The sequence below is a fragment of the Acinetobacter sp. Q186-3 genome, from assembly GCF_013420655.1.
Classification (GTDB): domain Bacteria; phylum Pseudomonadota; class Gammaproteobacteria; order Pseudomonadales; family Moraxellaceae; genus Acinetobacter; species Acinetobacter indicus.
The window spans coordinates 25,155-50,063 of record NZ_VOXS01000017.1; the positions used below are offsets into that span (position 1 = coordinate 25,155).

25 protein-coding genes and 1 rRNA gene are annotated in these 24,909 nt (G+C 46.2%); 12 read left to right on the plus strand and 14 right to left on the minus strand.

Translation table 11 applies throughout. From position 1 onward, the window contains the following. The first annotated feature begins 13 nt into the window (after positions 1–13). The gene (dmeF, locus tag FTT64_RS12105) at positions 14–1,027 is read left to right on the plus strand and encodes a CDF family Co(II)/Ni(II) efflux transporter DmeF (RefSeq protein ID WP_180182435.1); all 1,014 of its coding nucleotides are present in this window, start codon (positions 14–16) and stop codon (positions 1,025–1,027) included. Positions 1,028–1,117: 90 nt separating this feature from the next. Then, positions 1,118–1,819 carry a DsbC family protein gene (locus tag FTT64_RS12110; RefSeq protein ID WP_180182434.1) on the plus strand — a complete coding sequence of 234 codons (702 nt, stop codon included), beginning with the start codon at positions 1,118–1,120 and terminating at the stop codon, positions 1,817–1,819. A gap of 72 nt (positions 1,820–1,891) precedes the next feature. On the opposite strand, the gene FTT64_RS12115 is transcribed toward FTT64_RS12110, so the two are convergent. The 5 genes from FTT64_RS12115 to FTT64_RS12135 form a co-directional block, all read right to left on the minus strand. Then, complete coding sequence (locus FTT64_RS12115; protein ID WP_005181091.1) at positions 1,892–2,152, minus strand: GlsB/YeaQ/YmgE family stress response membrane protein; 261 nt, start codon at positions 2,150–2,152, stop codon at positions 1,892–1,894. A gap of 166 nt (positions 2,153–2,318) precedes the next feature. After that, positions 2,319–2,846: a hypoxanthine phosphoribosyltransferase gene (gene hpt / locus FTT64_RS12120; RefSeq protein ID WP_005181088.1), complete on the minus strand. Its 528-nt coding sequence runs from the start codon at positions 2,844–2,846 to the stop codon at positions 2,319–2,321. Positions 2,847–2,916: 70 nt separating this feature from the next. Beyond that, positions 2,917–3,072, minus strand: coding sequence for a hypothetical protein (locus FTT64_RS12125; RefSeq protein ID WP_005181085.1), 156 nt, complete (start codon positions 3,070–3,072; stop codon positions 2,917–2,919). Continuing rightward, complete coding sequence (gene guaD / locus FTT64_RS12130; protein WP_180182433.1) at positions 3,059–4,375, minus strand: guanine deaminase; 1,317 nt, start codon at positions 4,373–4,375, stop codon at positions 3,059–3,061. The genes FTT64_RS12125 and guaD overlap by 14 nt, the downstream gene beginning before the upstream one ends. A gap of 263 nt (positions 4,376–4,638) precedes the next feature. Further along, entirely contained in the window at positions 4,639–5,604 is a 966-nt protein-coding gene (locus FTT64_RS12135; RefSeq protein ID WP_075168119.1) for a TerC family protein, read from the minus strand. Between the two features lie 525 nt (positions 5,605–6,129). Between FTT64_RS12135 and FTT64_RS12140 the strand changes: the two genes are divergently transcribed. Continuing rightward, positions 6,130–6,462: a GNAT family N-acetyltransferase gene (locus FTT64_RS12140; protein ID WP_323126860.1), complete on the plus strand. Its 333-nt coding sequence runs from the start codon at positions 6,130–6,132 to the stop codon at positions 6,460–6,462. A 38-nt stretch (positions 6,463–6,500) separates the two neighbouring features. Beyond that, a complete protein-coding gene (locus FTT64_RS12145) occupies positions 6,501–6,782 on the plus strand; it encodes a GNAT family N-acetyltransferase (protein ID WP_005181076.1) in 282 nt (93 codons plus the stop codon). A gap of 95 nt (positions 6,783–6,877) precedes the next feature. Here the strand turns inward: FTT64_RS12145 and FTT64_RS12150 are convergent, their stop codons facing one another. Together FTT64_RS12150 and mpl are read right to left on the minus strand one after the other, a co-directional pair. After that, on the minus strand, positions 6,878–7,963 hold the full coding sequence (locus FTT64_RS12150; protein ID WP_005181074.1) for a zinc-dependent alcohol dehydrogenase family protein: 1,086 nt from the start codon (positions 7,961–7,963) through the stop codon (positions 6,878–6,880). Positions 7,964–8,213: 250 nt separating this feature from the next. Next, the gene (gene mpl, locus FTT64_RS12155; RefSeq protein ID WP_005181071.1) at positions 8,214–9,581 is read right to left on the minus strand and encodes a UDP-N-acetylmuramate:L-alanyl-gamma-D-glutamyl-meso-diaminopimelate ligase; all 1,368 of its coding nucleotides are present in this window, start codon (positions 9,579–9,581) and stop codon (positions 8,214–8,216) included. A gap of 254 nt (positions 9,582–9,835) precedes the next feature. Here mpl and FTT64_RS12160 point away from each other — a divergent pair, with 254 nt between their 5' ends. After that, positions 9,836–10,174, plus strand: coding sequence for a DMT family protein (locus FTT64_RS12160; protein WP_005181069.1), 339 nt, complete (start codon positions 9,836–9,838; stop codon positions 10,172–10,174). A gap of 3 nt (positions 10,175–10,177) precedes the next feature. Here the strand turns inward: FTT64_RS12160 and FTT64_RS12165 are convergent, their stop codons facing one another. Further along, positions 10,178–11,458, minus strand: coding sequence for a DUF2254 domain-containing protein (locus tag FTT64_RS12165; RefSeq protein WP_005181067.1), 1,281 nt, complete (start codon positions 11,456–11,458; stop codon positions 10,178–10,180). Positions 11,459–11,746: 288 nt separating this feature from the next. Here FTT64_RS12165 and purE point away from each other — a divergent pair, with 288 nt between their 5' ends. From purE to FTT64_RS12180, 3 genes are all read left to right on the plus strand, one after another. Then, entirely contained in the window at positions 11,747–12,259 is a 513-nt protein-coding gene (gene purE, locus FTT64_RS12170) for a 5-(carboxyamino)imidazole ribonucleotide mutase (protein WP_005181065.1), read from the plus strand. Positions 12,260–12,274: 15 nt separating this feature from the next. Beyond that, positions 12,275–13,396, plus strand: coding sequence for a 5-(carboxyamino)imidazole ribonucleotide synthase (locus FTT64_RS12175; protein ID WP_180182432.1), 1,122 nt, complete (start codon positions 12,275–12,277; stop codon positions 13,394–13,396). Positions 13,397–14,135: 739 nt separating this feature from the next. Beyond that, on the plus strand, positions 14,136–15,419 hold the full coding sequence (locus tag FTT64_RS12180; RefSeq protein WP_075168300.1) for a lytic murein transglycosylase: 1,284 nt from the start codon (positions 14,136–14,138) through the stop codon (positions 15,417–15,419). 42 nt (positions 15,420–15,461) lie between these two features. On the opposite strand, the gene FTT64_RS12185 is transcribed toward FTT64_RS12180, so the two are convergent. From FTT64_RS12185 to grpE, 4 genes are all read right to left on the minus strand, one after another. Next, the gene (locus FTT64_RS12185; protein WP_162182855.1) at positions 15,462–15,851 is read right to left on the minus strand and encodes a hypothetical protein; all 390 of its coding nucleotides are present in this window, start codon (positions 15,849–15,851) and stop codon (positions 15,462–15,464) included. Between the two features lie 120 nt (positions 15,852–15,971). Then, complete coding sequence (locus tag FTT64_RS12190) at positions 15,972–16,883, minus strand: matrixin family metalloprotease (protein ID WP_180088503.1); 912 nt, start codon at positions 16,881–16,883, stop codon at positions 15,972–15,974. Between the two features lie 230 nt (positions 16,884–17,113). Then, on the minus strand, positions 17,114–19,054 hold the full coding sequence (gene dnaK / locus FTT64_RS12195) for a molecular chaperone DnaK (RefSeq protein WP_005181052.1): 1,941 nt from the start codon (positions 19,052–19,054) through the stop codon (positions 17,114–17,116). A 119-nt stretch (positions 19,055–19,173) separates the two neighbouring features. Beyond that, the gene (gene grpE / locus FTT64_RS12200; protein ID WP_005181051.1) at positions 19,174–19,722 is read right to left on the minus strand and encodes a nucleotide exchange factor GrpE; all 549 of its coding nucleotides are present in this window, start codon (positions 19,720–19,722) and stop codon (positions 19,174–19,176) included. 832 nt (positions 19,723–20,554) lie between these two features. On the opposite strand from grpE, the gene FTT64_RS12205 reads away from it, so the two are divergent. Next, entirely contained in the window at positions 20,555–20,803 is a 249-nt protein-coding gene (locus FTT64_RS12205; protein WP_160232205.1) for a hypothetical protein, read from the plus strand. Positions 20,804–21,046: 243 nt separating this feature from the next. Here the strand turns inward: FTT64_RS12205 and FTT64_RS12210 are convergent, their stop codons facing one another. Beyond that, the gene (locus FTT64_RS12210) at positions 21,047–21,472 is read right to left on the minus strand and encodes a hypothetical protein (protein ID WP_180057765.1); all 426 of its coding nucleotides are present in this window, start codon (positions 21,470–21,472) and stop codon (positions 21,047–21,049) included. Between the two features lie 202 nt (positions 21,473–21,674). Between FTT64_RS12210 and FTT64_RS12215 the strand changes: the two genes are divergently transcribed. Beyond that, positions 21,675–22,751: an alpha/beta hydrolase gene (locus tag FTT64_RS12215; protein WP_180057768.1), complete on the plus strand. Its 1,077-nt coding sequence runs from the start codon at positions 21,675–21,677 to the stop codon at positions 22,749–22,751. Positions 22,752–22,761: 10 nt separating this feature from the next. On the opposite strand, the gene FTT64_RS12220 is transcribed toward FTT64_RS12215, so the two are convergent. Beyond that, positions 22,762–23,472: an acetoacetate decarboxylase family protein gene (locus tag FTT64_RS12220; protein WP_160255809.1), complete on the minus strand. Its 711-nt coding sequence runs from the start codon at positions 23,470–23,472 to the stop codon at positions 22,762–22,764. Positions 23,473–23,569: 97 nt separating this feature from the next. Between FTT64_RS12220 and FTT64_RS12225 the strand changes: the two genes are divergently transcribed. Next, a complete protein-coding gene (locus FTT64_RS12225) occupies positions 23,570–24,142 on the plus strand; it encodes a peptidylprolyl isomerase (protein ID WP_005181044.1) in 573 nt (190 codons plus the stop codon). A gap of 435 nt (positions 24,143–24,577) precedes the next feature. Further along, positions 24,578–24,909 (plus strand): 16S ribosomal RNA (locus tag FTT64_RS12230); the annotation flags it as partial.

Consider the following 24,909-nt stretch of genomic DNA (forward strand, 5'->3'; position numbering starts at 1 on the left):
GACGATTCTCCCCATGCAAAATCATGTTTCTCACCGTACCCATCACCATCAGTTTGATGAAGGCAATCCACTGGCCCAGAAGCGTATATTATATGCTGCGATATTAACCGGTGTCATGATGCTTTTAGAGATTATTGGCGGCTGGATTTTTAACTCGATGGCACTTCTGGCCGATGGCTGGCATATGAGCTCGCATATGCTGGCTTTGGGGCTGGCCTATGTGGCTTATCGGGCGGCGTGTCATTATGCCCAGGATGCCCGTTTTAGCTTTGGTACCTGGAAAATTGAGATTCTGGCCGGTTATAGTAGTGCGATTTTATTGCTGGTAGTGGCCGGTTTTATGGCGTTTCATTCGGTAGAACGCTTATTTTTCCCGGTTAATATTCATTATAACGAAGCCATTCCGATTGCGATTTTAGGCCTATTGGTCAACTTGATTTGTGCCTGGTTACTGCATGATGATGGTCACCATCACCATCACCATCACCATCACCATCACCATCACCATCACCATCACCATGAGTCGGGGCATGGACATGCGCATGCACATACAGCTGGAGCACATGATTTAAACCAGAAAGCTGCGTTTATGCATGTGGTGGCCGATGCTGTGACCTCCATTTTTGCCATTGTGGCCTTAATTGCCGGCAAGTTCTGGGGCTGGGATTTTCTTGATGCGGTACTGGGTATTGTGGGTTCGATTCTGGTGGCGCGCTGGGCCTGGGGCCTGATTCAGGAAACTGGATGCACCTTGCTGGATGCCGAAATGGATCATCCAGTGGTGGAAGAAATTCGCGAGGTGATTGCCGAGCTGCCAGGAATGGTCAATATTACCGATCTGCATGTCTGGAAAGTCGGTCGTGACAAGTTTTCCTGTATTCTGGCCGTAGAAACTGAAGATGAATTAAATGCCGATCAAATCCGCACGGCCCTGTCAGTGCATGAGGAAATTGTGCATATCTCAATTGAAATTAACTCGATTCATCCGGTTTATGTTCCACGTGAAACGCCATTGTCGATGCTGTAGTGATTCGGTAAATTTCTCTGATGAAAGTTAAATCTTTGCCCCGATTTAAGATTAGAATCGGGCAAGGATTGATAAAGACAAAATTTCACTATGTTCAAACATGCATTCTTGCTGGCAGCGCTCGCGATGAGCTCAACGCCGGCACTGGCCAATGTCGACACGGTCAAAGCCAATTTAAAGCAGCAACATCCAAACCTGGACATCCAGAATATTCAGGCCACTGAAATGCGCGGGATTTATAGCGGTTCGATGCAGGGTCAGGTGGTCTATCTGAATGAAGATGCCAAGCATATTCTGGCCGGTTCCATGATCCGTTTAAGCGACCAGCAGAATTTGACCAAAGCGCTGCTGGTACAACAAAACAGCATCGACTGGAAAAAACTGCCGCTACAAGATGCTTTAAAAACGGTTCGAGGGACGGGTAAACGTCAGCTGGCCATCTTTTCTGACCCAAATTGCCCGTATTGCAAACAGCTGGAAGTAGAGCTGAAAAAACTCAATGATGTCACCATTTACACCTTTATTTTACCGTTAAAGGCACAATCGGTACGCCCTTCGCAGCAGGTGTATTGTGAAGCCAATCCGGCCCAGGCCTGGGAAAACCTGATTACCAAAGGTCTTAGCCCGCGTGCGAGCCAGCCTTGTGCCAATCCGATTCAGCGTAATCTGAAACTGGCGCAAAGCCTGGGATTAAACGGCACACCGGCCATTATTTTCTCGAATGGCTTTAAGGTGATGGGCGCCTACCCTGCTGCGCAGATCGAGCAGATTTTCAAGGAATTTGGACTCTAAGCTCAGATTGTTAAAAGTCAGATTTTAGACCATAAAAAAGCACCGGCGAATGAACGGTGCTTTTTTATTGATTTAAACGCGATGTGAGCGTTTGGAAATCATGTTATAGATAAACAGAATAATCAGCGCACCAATCACCGAGGCAATAAAGCCGGCAGCTGAGTTTTCATCATACAGACCGAGGAAGCGACCACCGTAAGTGGCCAACAGAGAACCGGCTATCCCGAGTAAGGTGGTCATAATAAAGCCTGCTTTATCATCACCTGGATGGATGGCACGGGCGATAAGACCTGCAATAAAACCAATCACGATAGCCACAATAAGTGTCCACATCTCCTGTCTCCTTCTTGTTATGGTTTATCAAGTTGAGTTGTTGCTATTTGATTTATTTTTCAGGATTTTTGAGAGGACAAACAGTAGAGTCCTGCTACAGATTGTAGTTTTTTTGTCCGCTTTGTCGTAAAAAAAGTGGCTGAACGCCACTTTCTTTTGCGGTTGCTTACAGACCGATTTCACCAATAAACGGGATATGGCGATATTTCTGGTCATAGTCGAGGCCATAACCGACAATAAATTTGTCTTCTACTTCAAAGCCCAGGAATTTAACTTCCAGTTCAATTTCACGGCGTGACGGTTTGCTGACCAAGGTACACAGCTCAATCGAATTTGGTTCACGGGTTTGTAGAATTTCCAGTACTTTGCTCAGGGTATTGCCAGAGTCGATAATATCTTCTACCACCAGCACATCTTTGCCACGAATTTCGCCGTCGAGGTCTTTCAGGATTTTTACATCACGCGAAGACACAGTACTGCCGCCATAACTTGAAACGGTCATAAAGTCCAGTTCATGCGGTTTTTCAATGGTCCGGCATAAATCGGCCATAAACAGCACAGAACCGCGCAGTAAACCGATTAACACCAGCTCCTTGTCGCTATTGGCATAATGCGCATTAATCTGTTTACCAAGTTCTTGAACTTTCGCATGAATTTCTTCAGCAGAAATCAATACTTTCATATCAACGGTCATGGGTAGATCCCTAAAAGAGCAAAAAATAAAAAAGGTGTTGACCTGCAACACCCCAAAATATGCCTTAATTTTAATACATCTTGCGGTCAGATGCATCCTCTTTGCTGTCTAAAAAAACAGCATTTTTGACCGGGTGGTCTCTTTTCAGCAATAAGGCCAGACCAATCAGCGTGAGCGCCACCCGCCATTTCGGTTGCGCCCGGCGTATAGGTTTAGTCGCGGACATAGGCACATTGTCCATAAATATAGGTGGCCTGAATATTCCGTTCATCGCCCATGGTCATGAGCGCAAACAGGCTGTCTTCCAGGCCTTTGCTGTGCTGCTGGCGCAGGGTCTGCAAGGCGGTGGCGTTTAAATCCAGCACAATAAAGTCCGCTTCTTTACCGATATTGAAATTGCCGAGCTTGTCATCCAGATCCAGTGCTTTGGCACCGCCTAAAGTGGCATGATACAGCGCTTCATAGGCCGACAGGTTTTGCTCAAGTAGCTGCTGGACTTTATAGGCTTCGCTAATGGTGCGCAGCTGGCTAAACGAGGTCCCTGCCCCGATGTCGGTGCCCAGGCCCATTTTGACCTGTTTCTGCCAGGTCTGATGAATCGGGAACAGGCCACTGCCCAGGAACAGGTTGGAGGTCGGACAAAAGGCAATTGCGGAATTGGTCTGGTGCATACAGTCCCACTCCTGCTCTTCCAGATGCACACAATGCGCAAATACCGAACGTGAACCGGTCAGCCCATAATGATGATAGACATCTAAATAGCCTTTTTGCTCCGGGAACAGGCTTTTGACCCAGGCAATTTCATTTTTGTTTTCACTTAAATGGGTATGCAGATACACATCCGGATATTCAGCTTTCAGCTGCTGCGCTTTTTCCAGTTGTGCCGGCGTTGAGGTCGGTGCAAAACGCGGGGTAATCGCATATAAATTACGGCCTTTTCCATGCCACTTTTCAATCAGTGCTTTAGATTCCTGATAGGCGCGTTCTGGCGTGTCACAGAGTTCCTCGGGTGCATGACGGTCCATCAGCACTTTACCAGCAATCAGGCGCATCTGGTGCTGTTCTGCGGCTTCAAAAAGGGCATCGACAGATTCAGGATGCACGGTACAGAACACCAGTGCCGTGGTGGTGCCATTTTTCAGCAGTTCCTGCACAAAAAATGCAGCAATCTTGTCAGCATAGCTTTTATCAGCAAACTGCATTTCGGTTGGAAAGGTATAGGTATTCAGCCATTCCAGCAGCTGGGTGCCATAGGCGCCCACCATTTCGGTTTGTGGGAAATGAATATGGGTATCAATGAAGCCGGGTATAATCAGCTGATCGGGATAATGCTGCACCGAAACACCAGCCGGAATATACGCCTGCCCCTCTTCCCAGGGACCAAACCAGTGAATTTTCCCGTGTTGGGTAATTAATAAACCATCTTCTACATAGCGCACTTGGTCGTGAATGTCACGCGCTTGGGCAACTGTATTCTGAATATCGAGGAAGCGGCCGCGAATTGCCGTCGTTGCAATGACAGAAGACATGAAAAACCTGCACTTGTTTAATTTTTTCGGTTGATTGTAGCTGAAAAGCGCTGCCCTGTATGGAAAATCCAACATTCAGTCACAGACATTGGGTGTCATGCAAAACTGTTGCCAGTTTGGGTGAAATACAAGATGTCCACTGGGTCAACTCTAAAATATTCAGTTAAATCGAGTATTTATACGCTGATATTTAAGAGTAATCCCTGAATATGGAAAATAAAAAAAGCCCGTATGCAACGGGCTTTTTGATCAATCAGGCCACTTTAGAGCGTGGTTTCATGATGCTTGCGACTGTGGCGAATCGACAGCCAGGCAGTAATTGCCAGCACAATCACAATAAAGCTTAGGGAAATCCAGATTGGCATATGGAACACATCCAGCATCAGCATCTTGAAGCCAATGAACACCAGAATAATTCCCAGCCCATACGGCAGATAATGCATTTTGGTGGCTGCACCGGCCAGCAGGAAGAACATGGCGCGTAAGCCTAAAATCGCCATCAGGTTGGCGGTCAAGACAATAAAGGGATCACTGGTCACAGCAAAAATCGCAGGAATTGAATCCACCGCAAAAATCACATCGGAGGCTTCAACCAGAATCAGCACCAGAAAGAGTGGCGTGGCCCAGAGTAAGCCCTCTTTACGTACAAAGAAGCGGCTGCCTTCCAGCTGCGGGGTAATCCGCATATGTTTGCGTAACCATTTCAGGATCGCCATATCTTCGATATTGCTGTCTTCATCGTCCTGTCCACGCAGGAATTTAAAGCCGGTATAGACCAGGAAGGCACCGAACAGATACAGAATCCAGGAGAATTCCTGCACAAACCAGGCGCCAATAAAAATAAAGATGGTACGCAGCACAATAGCGCCCAAAACGCCATACAGCAGGATTTTACGTTGTAACGCTGGTGGAATGGCAAAGGCAGCAAAAATCATCAGCCAGACAAAGACGTTATCAATGGCCAGTGATTTTTCCAGTAAATAACCGGCCAGATATTCCATCACCTTGGTATTGGCGACATCCAGTCCGGCGGTCTGTTTCAGATACAGCCATAGGCCACCACCAAACAGCATGGCCACGCTGACCCAGGCGATACTCCAGTAAGCGGCGGTACGCACCTGAACGGTCTGGCCTTCTTTTTGTTTAAAGCCCAGAAAGTCGATGGCGAGCATGACCATAACAATCGCAAAAAAGGCCAGATACAGCCAGATATTGCCGATAGATTCCATACAATCTCCACATCCGACAATTGGCCATAAAAAAACCTTGACCCGTTGCCAGATGAAATAAAAACATCCATAACAACGTGATCAAGGTCTTGCCTACATTGCCCTGCCTGATGCAGATTCAATGCTCAGATACCGACTTTTTGCAAAGTGTAATGACGATAGTCTGACACGTTAAAACCAGTGAGTTTCATCTGGGTTTTAACGCTTGGAGGAGGCTACTCCCCTTGTTCAACAATTCTGTGTTGGGGGAATGCCCCAAAGTCGACAGAGAATTGCATATTTTTAAGTAAAGTGCAATTAGGCTTATTTAAACGGATCGCGAGATTTTTCCTTATAGATTGAAATTCCGAGATAAATGGCTAAACCCGCCAACAACAAAATAATGATGAAAAAAAGATCCATAGTTAAAAATATTGAAATGTATTAATCATGTAATTAATTGTATCCATATTCTAGCTAAAAAACTAGTCATGTTTCACAGATCATAAAAAATGTGGGTCACACTTTTATTTTCTGTCTTTTTCTGTGAATAAAGCGGATACTGACTATTCCAGATGGGAGGATATGATAAAAATGATGGTGCAACACGAAAACAATGACAGCAAAGGGGCCTTTTTTGTTGAAGCCAATGGCGAGCGTCTGGCAGAGATGACCTATTCACGCGCTGGCGAAGATAAAATCATTATTGACCATACCACGGTCAGTGAACAGTTACGTGGTCAGGGCGTGGGACGTCACTTAGTTGAAGCTGCGGTCAATTATGCCCGCGAACAGCAGACCAAGATTATACCGCTCTGCCCTTATGCCAAAGCGGCTTTTGAAAAAGACCCATCTATTCAGGATGTACTTCAACCCTAATTCATCAGGTGACACATAAACTTTAAGGCAGGACAGCAATGGATATTCAACATCAAGAGGCAAAACGTGGCGGCGCATTTTTTATTGAACGGGATGGACAGCGGATTGCTGAAATCACCTATCAATGGCAGGACGCACATAAAATTGTCGCCGACCATACCTGGGTAGATGATTCATTGCGTGGCCAAGGCATTGCTCGTCAATTACTGGATGTACTGGTCGAGTTTGCCCGGGAAAAACAGCTCAAGATTGTACCGGTCTGTTCTTATGTTGAAGTCATGTTTCGACGTGAGCCCAGCCTGGCCGATGTCGCCGCTTAAATCTGGCACTTGAACCTGCAGCTGACTTTGTAATGCCAGCTGAAATATAAAAACCACGAGCATGGACTCGTGGTTTTTGATTGCCGATAAAGACCTTAGCTGTAATCAATGATCACTTTCAGGGCTTTTTCATCTGAAGCGTGTTTAAATACCTCATAAGCCTTTTCAAACTGGTCAAATGTAAAATGATGGGTGGCCAGACGTTCCATCGGCAGTTTGCCGGCACAGCAGCTTTTGAGCAGCATGCCGGTGGTATTGGCATTGACCAGACCGGTGGTAATGGTCAGGTTTTTAATCCACAGTTTATTTAACTCAAAATTCACCGATTTACCGTGTACCCCGACGTTGGCCAGATGACCGCCCTCTTTGACGATATGCTGGCAAATATTCCAGGTGGCTTCTACCCCCACGGCCTCCATGGCGCAATCGACCCCGCGGCCATCGGTAATCTCCAGAATGCGCTGAATGGCATCTTCTTTGGCCGAGTTAATGGTATGGGTCGCGCCAAGTTCTTTGGCCATGGCCAAGCGGTTATCATCCATATCTACCGCAATAATCTGTGCCGGTGAATAGAATTGTGCAGTCAGCAGACAGCCCATCCCAATCGGGCCGGTACCAATAATGGCAATGGTATCGCCGGGTTTGACATTGCCATATTGCACGCCAATTTCATGCGAAGTCGGCAACACATCTGATAAAAATACCGCGACCTCTTCATTCAGTCCTTCTGGCAGCGGATACAGCGAGGTATCGGCAAATGGGGTTCGTACATATTCGGCATGGGTGCCGTCAATCATATAACCCATGATCCAGCCGCCTTCATTGCGACAGTGCGCATAGAGCTGTTTCTGGCAGTTTTCACAGGTACCGCAGCGGCTGACGCAGGAAATAATCACCCGGTCGCCCGGTTTGAAATTTTTGACCGCCGTACCGACTTCTTCAACAATCCCGATGCCTTCATGGCCGAGAATACGACCATCAAACTGGCCGGTTTTTTCGATTGCGGTGCTTTCAATTTCCGGGTTTTTGCCTTTCCAGATACCAAGGTCGGTACCGCAAATCGTTGACTTGGTCACGCGGATGATGGCATCAGTGGGTTGCAGAATCTGGGGGCGTGGACGCTGTTCAAAACGGATATCATTGGCGCCATGATAAACCATGGCTTGCATTGTCTGGGACATGGTGGTCATCCTCTTGTTGTGCTTATTGTGGGACAGCCTGCGCCTTTTCACCTCATCAGGAACCGTTATGGCGCAGGATGTGATCGTTCTAACTTAACAGGAGTTGATGACAAGTTCATCTCTAAAAAACCGTTTTTATTCATATATTTGTATATTTATTTTAATCTATTGAATTGTATGAAAATAAAACAGGGCTGCAGTATCTGGACTACAGCCCTGTTGAATGATGTTTCAGGTCAATAAAACGTGCTTAAGCCGATTTTAATGCACTTAATAATTTCTGGTGCAGACCACCAAAACCGCCATTGGACATGATCACCACCGCATCGCCCTCGCCTGCTTCTTGGCTGACGGTATGAATAATGTCATCCAGCGTCCGGGCAATTTTGGCCTTGTTTGGTGCCGCAGCTACTACTGGCTGTAAATCCCAGTCCAGCCCTTCCGGTTGATACCAGATCACTTCATCGGCCAGACGTGCTGAATGTGCCAGTCCATCTTTATGGCTGCCCATACGCATGGTATTGGAACGAGGCTCAATAATCGCCCACAGTTTGCGTTCACCTAAACGTTTGCGCGCGCCTTCCAGAGTGGTGTCAATTGCCGTCGGATGATGGGCAAAGTCATCATAGACCTCAATGCCGCGTACGGTATCGAGCAGTTCCATACGGCGTTTTACCCCGCCGAAATTGGACAAGGCCGCACAGGCCGTTTCAATCGATACACCAACATGCGCCGCCGCGGCAATGGTTGCCAGGGCATTGGCCACTGAATGCTGGCCGGTCATGTTCCAGCAGACTTCGCCCTGAACCACACCATCTTGCAGCACTTTAAAATGTGAGCCATCGGCCTGTAACTGCTCGGCAGATAGCGCGGCCTGAGCATGTGCAGTTAGTGAGGTGCGCACCACCGGTGTCCAGCAGCCCATTTCCAGCACTTCATCAATATGGGTTTCGGTAACCGGTGCAATAATGCAGCCTTCACTTGGAATGGTACGTACCAGATGATGGAACTGTTTTTGAATTGCCGCCAGATCATCAAAGATATCGGCATGGTCAAATTCCAGGTTATTTAAAATGGCAGTTTTCGGATGGTAATGCACGAACTTGGAGCGCTTGTCGAAGAAAGCAGAATCGTATTCATCGGCTTCAACACAGAAGTATTTGCCACCACCTAAACGCGCGCTTTCTTTAAAGCCAAGCGGAACACCGCCAATCAAAAAGCCCGGTTCCAGACCGGCCTGATCCAGCACCCAGGCCAGCATGGTGGTGGTGGTGGTTTTACCATGGGTGCCGGCCACGCCCAGAACATGCTTGCCTTGCAGCACATGATCGGCCAGGAATTGTGGACCTGAAACATAAGGCAGACCGGCATTGAGCATATATTCCACCGCATCAATACCACGTTTCATGGCATTACCGACAATCACCAAGTCCGGATGCGGCTGTAAATGGCTGCGGTCATAGCCCTGCATTAAGGTAATGCCTGCATTTTCCAGTTGGGTCGACATCGGCGGATAAACATTCTGGTCGGAACCGGTCACGGTATGACCCAGGTCACGCGCCAACAAGGCCAGAGAGCCCATAAAAGTGCCACAAATACCCAAAATATGCAGATGCATCCGCTGTTACTCCACTGCGTGTAGGACCGTACCATTCTTGTTGATGGCCTGGTCATGATGTATTGAATTGTCAGCAACGATAGCAAGGCTGTTTCGGAAAAGATAGTCATTCTTGTAGGGATTCGTTGACTGAAATCCGAAAAAATCAGGCATTTTCCAGGTGGATGCTGACCGTGAAAAAAATCCGCATAGCCACACTGCTTTTTGGGCCTGAAACCGTACAATAGGCTGACGTTTTCTGGATGCTGCCGCCTATGTCCTTCCCTTTACTGCTGTTAATTATTTCCAACTGTTTTATGACTTTGGCCTGGTATGGACATCTGAAATTTTTGCATGGCGCGCCGCTGTGGCAGGCCATTTTGTTTGGCTGGATGATTGCCCTGCTCGAATACGCCTTTATGATTCCGGCCACGCGCTTGCTGGCCCAGCATGGCTGGTCACTTGGGCAAATGAAAATTACCCAGGAAGTGGTGACCCTGCTGGTCTTTGTGCCGTTTATGCTGTATCTGTTCAAGCAGCCGTTTAAACTGGATTATCTCTGGGCCGGTTTATGCCTGCTCGGTTGTGTTTACTTCGTTTTTCGCAGCAGTTAAGTCTTATTCAGGCTGTGGCAGATGCGGAAAAAGCGCGGCGAAATCCGCTTGAATCAGCGCCCGTTCTGGTGCGAAATCAAAGTGATGTAAACAGCGTTGTAGCACCTGCATCGCCATCTGCGTGGCCGCCTGTCTGAGTTCCGGTTCCGGCACATTCTGCGCAATCATCGACAGGCATTTCAGCAGGCGCTGATTTAACTCCAGATTCTGGGCACAATCGCGGGCCAGCGGCATAAAGCTGCCATAAATCAGGTCTTGCAGATCAAAGCACTCAATACTGAGATGCGGATAATCACAGCGCGTCGCCTCCGGGTCCGGGCGACTGTCAATCAGAATCCGGGTCAGCGCATTCAGCGCGCTAATGCCGGACCCGACATCATTAATTGCACTCGACATGGCTTTTTGCCCGACCTCACTCATCACCAGCAGACAAAAACGCGGATCCTGTAGAAAACTGCGATTGGTTTCAATAATCAGATGCTGCAGAATCTGATCGCGGATCTGCTGTTGCTGTTCTTCGGACAGCGCCTGCGGGCTATAGACCTCGACCAGCGCAGTCATCGGATCTAAAAATTTTCCCGGCATAGATGGCAGATGTAAATGCAGTTGCTGCTGCGCGGCAATCTGCTCCAGTCCGGCCAGATCGACATGGTTAAAATAGCCGGTTGTGCTGCTATAGACGCAAAAGCTGGGCGCAAAGGCAGGCTTCTGCCCTGTTGCCCCCAAATCCGGTTGATGCCGGAACTGGCCCAAGGCCTTTTTGGCCGCAGTTTCAATCTTGTCGATGGTGGTGGTTAAATTGCCGAGTTTGGACAGGGTTTGTACCCAGTGAATCAGGGTATAAATCAGGTACATCAGCACCAGAATGGTACTGATAAACAGCACAAAACGTCCGGATGGACCGTAGTACTCCAGCCCCAGGGCAATTTTGGCAATCACTGCATAAATAAAAGCGGAAATAAAACTGGAAATGGCCAGCCGGGTGTTATCATCGCTCATCATCAAGCTATAGGCACGTGGTGTGCCGCTGCTTGAAGCCGAAGCAAAAGCTGCCACCATAATCGACAATGAGAAGGTCGTCACTGCCAGCATGCTGGAGGCAATAATATCCAGCAAGCTGCCCAAGGTGTCGATGCTGATATTCGGTACCGTACTGGCCGGAATAAAATACTGGCTGGCGATGGCAAATAATGAAAAAAATGTCGCAAAGATGGCACCCAGCGCCGGCATCAGCCATAAGTTTTCTGAAGGGTTTTGTAGCCAGATTTTAAGTTTGAACCACATGGAAACTGCCCTGAAAATATCTTTAATCTAATCTTAAGTTATTCATTACAAAAAGCTTTATCTTGATAGTTATAGCGTTTTTTTCACCGCTGTATGTCCTCTTTTTGTATTTTTGGCCTATTGCCATCATTGTATTTTCTTCAGTTTTACAAACAGATAATTTTAATCTTTATTCTTGCGCCGAACTTTAGCCAGCCGGTTTTTCAGTCTATAATACGGAGCTTATTCATTAAAGCTTGGCTCTCGTCGAGATTTATCTTTTTTCACTTAGTCTCTGGAACATTAGCAATGAATGCGGCCGCAGCACAAGACGCTCCTCTCGTTGGAATTATTATGGGTTCTCAATCTGATTGGGCAACTCTCGAACACACTGCCAATATGCTCAAGCAGCTTGGTGTCCCATTTGAAGCGGAAGTGGTTTCTGCGCACCGTACCCCAGACCGTTTATTCGAATATGCCGAAACTGCGCGTGATCGTGGTATTCAGGTGATTATTGCCGGTGCGGGTGGCGCTGCCCATTTACCGGGCATGTGCGCAGCCAAGACTGATCTTCCAGTGCTGGGTGTGCCGGTTAAATCTTCTATTTTAAATGGTGTCGATTCACTGCTGTCGATTGTACAAATGCCGGCCGGAATTGCGGTGGGTACCTTGGCAATTGGTCCGGCCGGTGCCACCAATGCTGCCATTATGGCTGCCCAGATTCTGGGTTTAACGCGTCCAGAGATTGCGAAAAATGTCGCTGATTTCCGTGCAGCGCAAACCGATAAAGTGGCCAGCAACAATATTCCGGGTCAGGCTTAATACGGGACATTCCTTATGAATAAAACCATTGGTATTTTTGGTGGTGGGCAGCTTGGTCGTATGATGGCGCAAGCCGCGTTACCACTCAATATTCAATGTACTTTCTTTGAAGCCAGTGCAGATTGCCCTTCTGCGGCTTTAGGTACGGTCTATTCAAACGCAGCTGAACACGGTTTGCAGGATTTTATCCAGAGTGCAGATGTATTTAGCCTGGAATTTGAAAATACCCCGCTGGCTGATGTCGATGTCTTGACCCAAAGTAAAGCGTTGCATCCGCCGCGTCAGGCGCTGGCGATTGCGCAAAACCGTCTGCAGGAAAAAACCTTATTTGATGCACTGCAGATTCCGGTGGCGCCGTATAAGGCGGTTGATTCGCTGGACAGTTTACAGGCGGCGGTAGCTGAATTAGGTCTGCCGATTGTACTGAAAACCGCAACTGGCGGTTATGATGGTAAAGGTCAGTTTGTGCTGCGTAGTGCCGATCAGATTGATCAGGCCTGGGCAGAACTTGGCCCTGCCGGCTCACTGATTGCAGAAAGTTTTGTCACCTTCTCGCGTGAAGTATCAATTATTGCAGTACGTGGCCAAAATGGCGATGTCAAAACCTGGCCATTGGCTGAAAACCACCACCATCATGGGATCTTGTCGCACTCGATTGTACCGGCACCGAACAGTGCTGATTTACAGCCAGTGGCGCAAGACTACATTACACGTCTGCTGAATCATCTCAACTATGTCGGTGTGTTGACACTAGAACTATTTGTCACTGAAAAAGGCCTGTATGCCAATGAAATGGCGCCACGCGTGCATAATTCAGGGCACTGGTCGATTGAAGGCGCAGTCTGTTCACAGTTTGAAAACCATGTCCGTGCAGTGGCTGGTTTGCCGCTCGGTTCGACTGAGGTGGTGCGCCCAACGGTGATGGTGAATATTATTGGTCAGCATCCAAAGTCGGAAGATGTGTTGGCGTTAAATGGTGCACATCTGCATTTGTACAATAAAACTGAACGCGAAGGCCGTAAAATCGGGCATATTACCCTAATGCCAAACGACAGTCGCGAACTGACGTCACTCTGCCGTCAGCTGGCGAAAATTTTGCCAAATCCGCTGGCCTTGAGTGAAGATATGAGCATTTAACTGCAGATTCGTTTATGAAAACAGCGGTCCCTCAGCGGGCCGCTTTTTTTATACCAGAAATTCGGGCAAGATTGCGCTCTTTTTCGCCAGCTGCCATTGGTCGGCTGGTTCAACAACAGGCTTGATTGCTTCAGTCCAGATCTTTTATAACTATAAATGGCTAAAAAACAAACATAAATACAGAGCATCTGAAAAAATTAAAAATGAATTCAAACACAGATTTTATTTTGAATTTAAATCTGAACATGCAGTTTGAATTTAAAATATCCGCTGAACTTTAAATTCAAAAATATGAATTCAAATCCGGTTGTAGTTTAAAATTTAAAATTTGAATTTAAAACCTGCGAAATAAATTCAAAAACTGCAATTTAAATTTAAAAAGTACAGATTTACGGTTCGGTGGATGGGTTTTGTGGATAAGTTTTGCTGAAATAAATTTAAAAATGATGATTTAAATTTAAAACTCGTGTTGTTTTGTGGGTGTGGATAACTTTTACTGGCTGAAGTCTGAAAAAATGAATTTAAAACAACGAATTTAAATTTAAAAAATAAGAAAACCCAGATTTGAATTTAAAAATACCTAAGATTAGACCTGTGGATAAAATTTTTTAAATTCAAAACTGAAATATGAATTTAAAATGAAGCAAAATAAATTTAAATTTACGTTTTTACCCTGTCATTTTATGGCCCAGCTGTTATGGTAAAACCAGTTTTAAATTCAAATGACATAAGGGATAGTATGCATCGCTTTGCTTTTGTTTTCGGATCTTTGGCATTGGCTGCATCTCAGCTACATGCAGAACTGATTATTAATGGTCAGCCGGTCACCACTACGGCGCCGGTGCCAAGTACCATTCAGCCTCAAAATAATTTCCAGGTCTGTCTGGCCAATTTACGCGGCCAGGCTATGGCCAAGGGCGTCAGTGGCAGTACTTATGACCGCTATACCCAAAATTTAACGCCAGATTATTCCGTGATTGAACGCCTGAATTATCAGCCGGAATTTTCGACGCCAATCTGGGATTATCTGTCTGGTCTGGTCGATGAAGAACGCGTACAACTGGGCCAGCAAAAACTGGCCGAGCACCGTGAGGTGCTGAACCGGGTTGCAGCAGCTTATGGGGTACCGCCAGAAACCGTGGTCGCGGTGTGGGGCGTAGAAAGTAATTTTGGCGATATTTCTGGCCGTTATCCGTTATTGCAGGCTTTAGGTACTTTAAGCTGCGAAGGCCGCCGTCAGAGTTATTTCCGCGGCGAATTCTTTGCCGCCATGCGTATTTTACAACGCGGCGATGTGCGTGAAGATCAGCTCAGAGGCTCATGGGCCGGGGCATTTGGTCATACCCAGTTTATGCCATCGACCTATGAAGAACTGGCAGTGGATTTTGATGGTGATGGCCGCCGTGATCTGGTATCAAGCACTACCGATGCCTTGGCATCAACCGCCAATTTCCTGAAAAAACGTGGCTGGCAAAGCGGACAACCGTGGGGCTTTGAAGTGAAATTGCCCGCAGGCATGTCGGTCAGTGGAGAAGGGCGCCGCAATAAAAAATCCTTAAGCAGCTGGGTCAATCGTGGGCTAGTACGAGCCGATGGCAGTGCCTTGATTCAGGGCAATCTTTCAGGCAGCAGTCAGGCCGGTTTGCTGACACCGGCAGGCGGCAATGGCCCGGCTTTCCTGGTGTTTAAAAACTTTGATGCCATTTACAGTTATAACGCCGCGGAAAGTTATGCCTTGGCCATTGCGCATTTATCCGACCGTTTACAGGGCAAAGGCCCGTTTGTGACGGCATGGCCTACCGATGATCCGGGCACTTCACGCGCAGAACGTCGTGAAATCCAGCAGTTTTTATTAAATCGCGGTCATGATATTGGTGCGGTAGATGGCCTGATTGGTGATAAAACCCGTCAGGCCATTCGTCAGGAACAGATCCGCCTGGGCTTAAGTCCCACCGGGCGTGCCGGACAGCAGGTGTTACGCGCTTTTCGTAATGAAAATGCCAAACTGATGATGCTGCAATAAATAAATATGCAATAAAAAGGGCGCCTTATGGCGCCCGGATGTTTATTCAATATCTGAAGTATCAATCTTCACGGCTTCTAAAATATCAAAAATCACCGTGGTTACATCCTGACTCAAATCACGGTTATTAAACACCTCATAGGCCGTAATGGTGACATCGGTGTCGCTTGGCAGCAGTTTTTGTTCTTCTTCAATCAGGTGATTGACCGGCAACAGGGTCTGTTTAATTTCTAAATGCAGGATATCTTCAAACTCGACATTTTCTTCTTCGAGTTCAATCATTTGCTCATTAAAATATGGCAATAGAATAGAGTAGAGATACGGCTGAATATCGACGATATCAAACAGTTCAATATCACGCGTTTGTTCAATCGTGCTGATGTGGTCATTTACTTCAATCAAAATATGGTAGTAACTCACATTAATCTCCACAAACATTCCTGTTGAAATTGCGGCTTTCACAATAACATGAAATAGTCAGAGAGGGCAGTGCTGTTGGCGATAAAGCCCCGGTTTTCTAGATTAACTTGTAATGAAAAGCATCAAATGTATTTAACGCTGCTGCAAAAGCGCCAAATCGGCGGCAGTTAGTTGAAAATGATCCAGATTTTGCTCTTGCATGAGAGGATGCATCAGGGCATGTGGATCATGGGTATGCCCCAATCCCAAGGCGTGACCGAATTCATGTGCCAAGGTTAAACGCAGGTCGGCGGCTGACTGAAACTCATAGATGAGAATAGTTTTGCCATCAAAACTGCCTTTATCAAATAAACGCGGCTGAAAGCGCTGGTTAAATTGCTGCACCGAAGCATCAATTGACTGATTCAGCTGGTTGAGGGCATCGATCTGTTGGTTCAAGCCTGCAATACGCACATTAAACTGTTGAATTTCAGCCTGTAAACTGGCGGTTTGCTGTTCGAGTTGCTGACGCTGCAGGTTTAAAGAGCTGCGCTGTATGGCTGATGCACCGCCTTGCTGGTTCAGCTGCTGCACCTGCTGGTTATAGGCATTCAGCTGTTGCTGTAACTGGGCATTTTTAAAAGCCAGCTGCTGGTTCAGTTGCTGAATCTGCTGTTTGACTGTCTGCACTTGGGTCTGTTGGCGTTCCCAATGCTGCTGCTGTTGCTCAATCTGGCCCATCTGTAGGCGACGCTGTTCCGATTCATATTGGCGTTCATCATAAATCAGGCGGATTGCCAGTCGTGCTTGTGGATCATAGACAAAATAGTCCTGACCAGTACCCTCTGTCCAGATTTGTGTGGCCTGTTGGGCCAGCTGCACTACCTCGGCATGACTTAAACCAAAGCGCGGGTCCACTTCGGCAATCCGGTAACGCAGCCGGGTATCCAAAGGTGCCTGAATCCGGGTCAGCAGGCTGTTGTGCTGCAGCTGCGGATGTTGCTGGTTCTGATACCACAGCATGGCGGCAAACAGCAGTAACACAATCAGGATTAAGGGACGCATCACGCAGATTGGGTTTCCTGTAGAGAGGGGGCAATTAACTGCACATCCGCATCTGTGTGATCGATTTTCTTTCCTTTATATAGCAGGAGAAAAGGATCAAAAGCAGAGTAGGCCAGATGGGGTGTCTAACTAGCTTAAAAAAGCCGCAGAGATGAAACAAGTCTTTTTTGCTTTCAAACAGATATAAAAAAACCGCGCTTACGCGCGGTCTTTTTGTTTAAAGCGACAAATTATTTTTTGTCATCTTTCACTTCAGTGAACTCAGCATCTACAACGCCATCGTCCGCTTTTTGCTGTTGACCTGCATCGCCACCGAAGGCATTCGGGTCAAAACCTTGCGCACCGCCTTGGCCTTGAGCTGCTTCATATGCACGTTGCGTAATTGGCATGATGATGTTTTGCAGTGCTTCAGTTTTCGCTTTGATCGCGTCAACGTCATTTTCTTTGGTTGCTGCTTCAAGTTCTGAAACTGCTGTTTCTACCGCAGTTTTTTCATCAGCAGTCACTTGTTCGCCAAGATCTTTTACTGCTTTTTGAGCAGAAGAAACCAGGGCATCTGCTTCGTTACGTGCTTTTGCCAGTTCTTCAAACTTACGGTCTTCTTCAGCATTCGCTTCAGCGTCTTTGATCATCGCTTCGATTTCAGCATCAGACAAACCTGAGTTTGCTTTAATCTGGATCGATTGCTCTTTACCCGTGCTCTTGTCTTTCGCAGACACTTTTAAGATACCATCGGCGTTGATGTCGAACGATACTTCAATTTGTGGCACACCACGTGGCGCAGGTGGGATGTCGCCCAACTGGAAGTTACCCAACAATTTGTTTTGTTGAGCCATTTTACGCTCACCTTGGTAAACCGAAATGTCTACTGCAGGCTGGTTGTCAGCAGCGGTAGAGAACACTTGTGATTTTTTCGCAGGGATGGTGGTGTTTTTCTCGATGATTGGAGTTAACACACCGCCCATGGTTTCAATACCCAGTGTCAGCGGTGTTACGTCAAGCAGAAGAACGTCGTTCTTGTCACCTGAAAGTACCGCACCTTGAATCGCCGCACCCATTGCTACAGCTTCATCCGGGTTCACGTCTTTACGTGGCTCTTTACCGAAGAATTCTTGTACTTTTTGTTGTACAAGTGGCATACGAGACTGACCACCCACCAAAATCACGTCAGAGATGTCAGAAGTCGAAAGACCCGCATCTTTCAGTGCAATACGGCAAGGCTCGATGGTACGCGCAACCAGGTCTGCAACCAAACCTTCTAATTTCGCACGTGTTACGTTGATCACCAAGTGTTTAGGACCAGTCGCATCCGCTGTGATGTATGGCAGGTTGATTTCAGTTGCATTTGAAGAAGAAAGCTCGATTTTTGCTTTTTCAGCCGCTTCTTTCAAACGTTGTAACGCCAGTGGATCGTTTTTCAGGTTGACGTTTTGTTCTTTCTTGAACTCTTCAACCAGGTAATCGATCAATGCGTTATCGAAGTCTTCACCACCCAGGAATGTATCACCGTTAGTCGACAATACTTCGATTTGCTGGTCGCCATCAAGATCCGCAATTTCAATGATGGATACGTCGAAAGTACCACCACCCAAGTCATAGACTGCAACTTTACGGTCGCCTTCTTTCTTGTCCATACCGAACGCTAACGCCGCAGCAGTAGGTTCGTTGATGATACGTTTAACGTCTAAACCAGCAATTTTACCGGCATCTTTAGTCGCTTGACGCTGTGCATCGTTGAAGTATGCAGGAACGGTTACAACTGCTTCAGTAACAGTTTCACCGAGGTAATCTTCCGCAGTTTTCTTCATTTTTTTCAGAACTTCTGCAGAGATTTGCTGTGGTGCTAATTTTTTGTCGTTAACTTCAACCCAAGCATCACCATTGTCTGCTTTGATGATTTTGTATGGCACCAGACCGATATCTTTTTGTACCGCTTGGTCTTCGTAACGACGACCGATCAGACGTTTGATTGCGAACAATGTGTTTTTCGGGTTAGTTACTGCTTGACGTTTCGCAGACTGACCGACCAGGATTTCGCCATCTTTATACGCAATAATAGATGGAGTTGTACGCGCGCCTTCAGCGTTTTCAATTACTTTAACTTTATCGCCTTCAAGTACCGCAACACATGAGTTGGTTGTACCTAAGTCAATACCAATGATTTTAGCCATTTGGATGTTTCCTCAAAAATTTTATTGTGCTTTACACTTGTTATCCGATATGAGAGCCGTTCAATTTTTTTCAAGTTAAAAATATGAAAAAATTTCACCAACTCCCGAATTTATGAGGCTTAAGCGCCGACCATAACCATTGCAGGACGCAATAAACGGCCATTTAAGCTATAACCTTTTTGCAGTACGTTGCCAATTTCGTTGGCTTTGGCTGTTGGATCAATGCCCACCGCCTGATGTAAATCTGCATTGAAACCGTTCGCGGTATCTACCGCCACAATGCCGAATTTCTCTAAAGTCGTCAGCAGTGATTTCAGCGTCAGTTCCACCCCTTCAGACAGCGGGGTTTTTTCTTCGCCAGCTGCGGCAATAGCACGTTCCAGGTTATCTACGCTATCGAGCAGTTCTTTGGCAAATTTCTCCAGCACTGCTTCTTTATGCTTTTCAGATTCACGCTGAATACGCTCGACACTCTTTTGCGCTTCATACACTGCATTGGCGGTACGCGCTTTTTCAAGTTTTAAATCGCCTTCGAGCTGCGCAATCTGTTCTTGTAAAGACTCAACGGAAACGTCTGCCTGCTCGGTTTCAGCTTGAGTTTGGGTAGTATCTTGTTCTACTTGCTCTTGTTGCAGATCTTGAGCGTCTTGGTTGTGCTCGGTTGCCATTGATTTACTCCGTTTAAATGGGTTCTTAAACATGTACAGTCCTTCTGGCATCAGTATTGACTGGTTCATTCTGAACTGCCATGAGTGATGAATTTCGTAATTATTAAAGAAGTCGGGGCAGGGGATAAAAATTCAAGCGGTGCCAGTCATTAAATCTGCAGAAATTTGCTGAAAAAACATACATTCTTTTAATTTTTGATCTTTTTAGCAGGAGGGTGCAGGAAGATACTACGAGGCTGAAACCCCAATTTATGGGAAAATGATTTTAATTTTAAGTCCGGATAAATTCTGTAGATGCTGTTGAGTTGTCTATACAAAATTTTTAAGTTGATTATTCTTTATACATAAAAACGATCAGAATGAGTGAAAAATACTATTTTACAGGGCAAGGTCAACTTTGTATGATTGCGCCCAGATTCTATCGCTGTAGTTTCTTTTGATATTTTCTTGAAATGTGTTTTCTGGCTTATCCGCCCTCTGGATAAGCCTTTTTTTTGCCCTAAAGATTTAAAAGTGCCGCATTTACACTGTTATCTTTTCGCAAAACTAGCCGTATGTTGTGTAGAGCACGCTGTTTTCTTCCTCTAAAATAATTCTGCACTTTCGTTCTTTTTTATTGCTGTAATCTATAACAAAAACAGCAGATTAATCCTGCTGATTCCTTCCATTGGCTGTAAAAATAGCTGCATCTTCATGTTTATAAAAAACTGCATAACTCGTACCGGTGGATATAAAAATTTAACTTTTTATCTGCCCAGCCAGTGCTGAAATTTTGAAAGTATAGCCAGCGCAAAGTTGGACTTTGTATTTTTCAATGAATGAGGATCGAATGATGAAAAAAATGGGTGTATTGGCTGTGGCCTTGTTTGCTGGACTGGCGGTGGTAGGTTGTAGCAGTCATGAAACGGCACAGGCACCAGAAGTGGCACAAAATCCGGAGCAACCTGAAACGGTACAGGTGACTACCATGCCGGTAGAAGCGGGGGCTGAAGTGGGCGTAGCCGCAGAAGTCACTGCCCCGGCCGCTGCTGCACCAGCAGGGCCGGAAGCACCGGCGGTTGAGGCACAGCCACAGCCCTAAATTCAACGCTGTCTATTTCAAATGAAACAGGACTATCAATTTAAATCAGGGAGGAAAATTTAACTTCTCAACAGGGAGATCAAACTAATAGGCCAGGGAAGGTCATGCTATTTTCACTATTATTATTGAAGGTCGTTATTTTTCTGTTACAGCGCTTTCAATCAAAGCACTTGGCAAAAATAAAAACCCGAAAGCCAGTTTTCGGGTTTTTAAACTGTGCATCGTACGCTGTCAAATACAGGATTAATCACGACGGTCACGTTGCCGTTTGCGATATTCTTCCATCCGTTTACGCTGTTCTTCGACCCGTTTTTTACGCTGCTCTTGCTGTTTGCGTTCGACTTGCTGGCGTTTACGGTTCAGTTCGGCGCGTCGTTCGCGTTCCCGTTGTAACTGCTGACGACTTTGTTCGGCACGTTTACGTTCCAGTTCACGTTTTTGTCGATCCCACTGCGCTTCGCGTTGGCGTTGTTGCTTTAAGCGTTTTTGACGTTGTTCATATTCCCAACGCTGACGTTCTGTCATGCGGCGATAATCATAGTTACGGTCGTAATCCCGGTCATAACGGTGATCATAGCGGCCATTGTAGTGGCCATCTTCAGGGAACGCGACACAACCGACCGCTAAAAATACGGTCGCACAGGAAACCAAGAGGAGTTTTCTAGACATGGTGAGCGTCCTTTTTCTATCCGGATTAGCAAAATCAATCCCTCTGTATCATCAAAATTGTCAATGACACCTTATAGAAATAAGATTAGCGTATATAAATTCTGAATATGTAGGTCGATGACTGGACTTCTATAACGAAATAGTCACTAAACTACTGATCATGTAGAAAATGTGAAGAATGAATAAAAAAGGAAGATGATAGATGAGTGCGTATCAACAGAAACTGCAAAAAATCATTGATAACAGTCAGGGTACGGTGGTGCGAACACTCGATCATTTACCGTGTGTGGCGCAGGAATCACTGGCGCGCGCCTTGGGCTATCCTTATCAGTATCCGCAACTTGATCCCCTCATTAAATGCATGATGGCGGCCCAAATCAAGCAGGGGCGTATCGGTTTTATTGGCGAAAATCCGGCGCAATCGCGTCAGGCTTTTGATACTCAGATGAAGGCGATCCGTAAACAGCCGACCTATGTCAAACGGGTCGAAGATTTACGTTTAAGCCTGCAAAGTGGCACCATTTCAGCCCGTTATTATCATCCTGCACCGCATAAAAAACTGCCGTTGATTGTGTTTTATCATGGTGGTGGTTTTGTGGTGGGCAATCTCGATACCCATGATGAAGTTTGCCGGCTATTGGCGCATGCCGCTCAGGCGCAGGTGGTCAGTGTCGATTATCCACTGACCCCCGAGGTTTCACCGACACAGCTGATTCAGTGCTGTGAAGATGCTTTGGCTTGGGTGTATCAGCATCGCCGTCAATTTAATATTCTGAAAAACCGTATTGCCGTGGCGGGTGATAGTGCTGGTGCCAATATTGCTACCGTGGTGTCACAGCGTAGTAAAAATACCGCCTATGCACCGCATGCCCAGTTACTGATTTATCCAGTGGTGGATTTTAAAAGCCGTCATCCGTCGTTCTTTGCCTATAAAGATGGTCTGGTGCTGACTGAGCAGGATATTGATTTCGTCACCGAGTATTATGCGTTACAGCACAATATGGCACTGGATGATGCCCTGATTTCACCAACCTACGGCAATTTAAGAAAACTGCCGCCGACCTTTATTGTGACGGCCGGGCATGATGTGCTGCGCGATGAAGCGGAAATTTATGCGCACAAGCTGCGTCAGCAAGGGGTCAAAGTCCAATATAAGGAATATACCGACCAGACCCATGGTTTTATTAATTTAACCCCGGTTTCGCGCCGTGCTAAAAAACTCACGCTCGAGCTGGGCAAGAATTTCAGAAAATTTTGGGATCGACCACGCTTCTTTTAAAAGGGGTAACTTAAAAAGGCCGACTCAGATTTTTTCTGGTTTCACGTGGAACAGCGGTTTTGGTTTTAATCTGCGCTTCGGGGAATAACAGATCAAACTCCGGTACATAAAAACTTTGTAATAGTCGGGCCTGGGAAAAATCAGGAAAAATATCCTGGGTATTTTGCCATTCCACCGTTTTGAGTTTAGATAAACGGCCGCGAAACTTCGGACTAAACTGGTAGCGCTGGCCTTGCCAGGCCTGCTGAATGGATAAAAATGAAGCCGGAATATGGTGGCTATTGATATAAAACGAGGTGCTGTTTTTCGGCCGCTCCAGACAAATTGACATCTCTTGCTGCTGATGACGCACAATACAATAGGTGCGACCTTCTTTTTCCAGCCATTCAAATTCGGCCAGCTCTTTCGGAATGCCCCATAACTGCTGGCCATGCACTAAAGAGGCCTGAGTCGAGACATAAATCTTGGGGATGGTCGACAAGCGATGTTTATACAATAAAGGATGATCCATAATTAACAGTTCATCATACGGACCCACTGGTGAATCCTGATAACGGATCAGCATCACATTGACCATGCGTCCTAAAGGAGACGGGGCCAGCCGAAAACGCTTGGCTGTTTTTAGGAAAAAAGGGTTCAGCCAATAATTCAAAATAAAAGCATCGCCGTGTAAGCGCCAAGGCGGATGCGCAAAAATCTGGTTCTGGATATTGTTATTCATCTTATTCTCAGGATTTGAAAGGAACAGCTAATGTTTTCTTCATACTGAACAATTAATATAAGTGAAGCAAAACATCAAACCACGGATTCGTAAAGAAATGTTAAAACGTAGCGTTCTTATGGCCGCCAGCCTTGCCTTTAGTGCCTCTGCATGGGCTGCCAATTCAATGATTGAAATGAAAACTTCCATGGGCAATATTGAAATTGAACTTTTTAACGACAAAGCGCCGTTGTCAGCAGCCAATTTTGAAAAATATGTCAGCAGCAGTTTTTATACCGGTACCATTTTCCATCGCGTCATTCCGGGCTTTATGATTCAGGGCGGCGGTATGGATGCAGCCATGGTGGAACGTCCGAATACCCGTCCACCGGTCAGAAATGAATCCTATAATGGCCTGAGCAATCAGCGTGGTACTTTGGCGATGGCACGGACCAATCATCCTGATTCAGCCAAAAGCCAGTTTTTTATTAATCTGGTCGATAACGACTTCCTGAATAAAAGTCCACGTAATGCGGGTTATGCCGTGTTTGGCCGTGTTACCAAGGGGATGGATGTGGTCGATAAAATTGCCAAAGTACCGACCCGCAATGTTGGTGTGCACCAGAATGTTCCGGCTCAACCGGTGAAAATCCTGAGTGTGAAGATAAAACCGGCAACGGCAAAAAATTAACGAAAATAAAAAGCAGAAATATAAATTAAATATTTCTGCTTTAAAATTAGAAGTTTATTTCAAAGATCGGGTAAAAATGCTCCATATTGGTGCATAAAAAAGAAACACTCGATAAAACAAGATGCTAAAAGCACTTGCGTGTGTAAGAAATTGTCCTATAATGCACCCCATACCGACGAGATACACGGTGATGAACGAGGCGGATCGCTGAGTTGTCGAGTGTTTTGAGTCCAGCTTCTGGCACTGACGAGGTGTTAGAAAGATCATTAAGAGATTATGAAGAACAACTTGTGTGGATTTTTACTGGTTGATTAATCGAATATATTTTCATTAATTGATTGGTTTAAATTACTCGAAGTTTATTTGAGCGAAATTTAAGTCAGAAAATTGATGAGCCAAGTTTAAGAGTTTTACTTATAAAACTCGAAATGATTTTAACTGAAGAGTTTGATCATGGCTCAGATTGAACGCTGGCGGCAGGCTTAACACATGCAAGTCGAGCGGGCGAGGTTGCTTCGGTAACTGAGCTAGCGGCGGACGGGTGAGTAATGCTTAGGAATCTGCCTATTAGTGGGGGACAACATTCCGAAAGGGATGCTAATACCGCATACGTCCTACGGGAGAAAGCAGGGGATCATTTGACCTTGCGCTAATAGATGAGCCTAAGTCGGATTAGCTAGTTGGTGGGGTAAAGGCCTACCAAGGCGACGATCTGTAGCGGGTCTGAGAGGATGATCCGCCACACTGGGACTGAGACACGGCCCAGA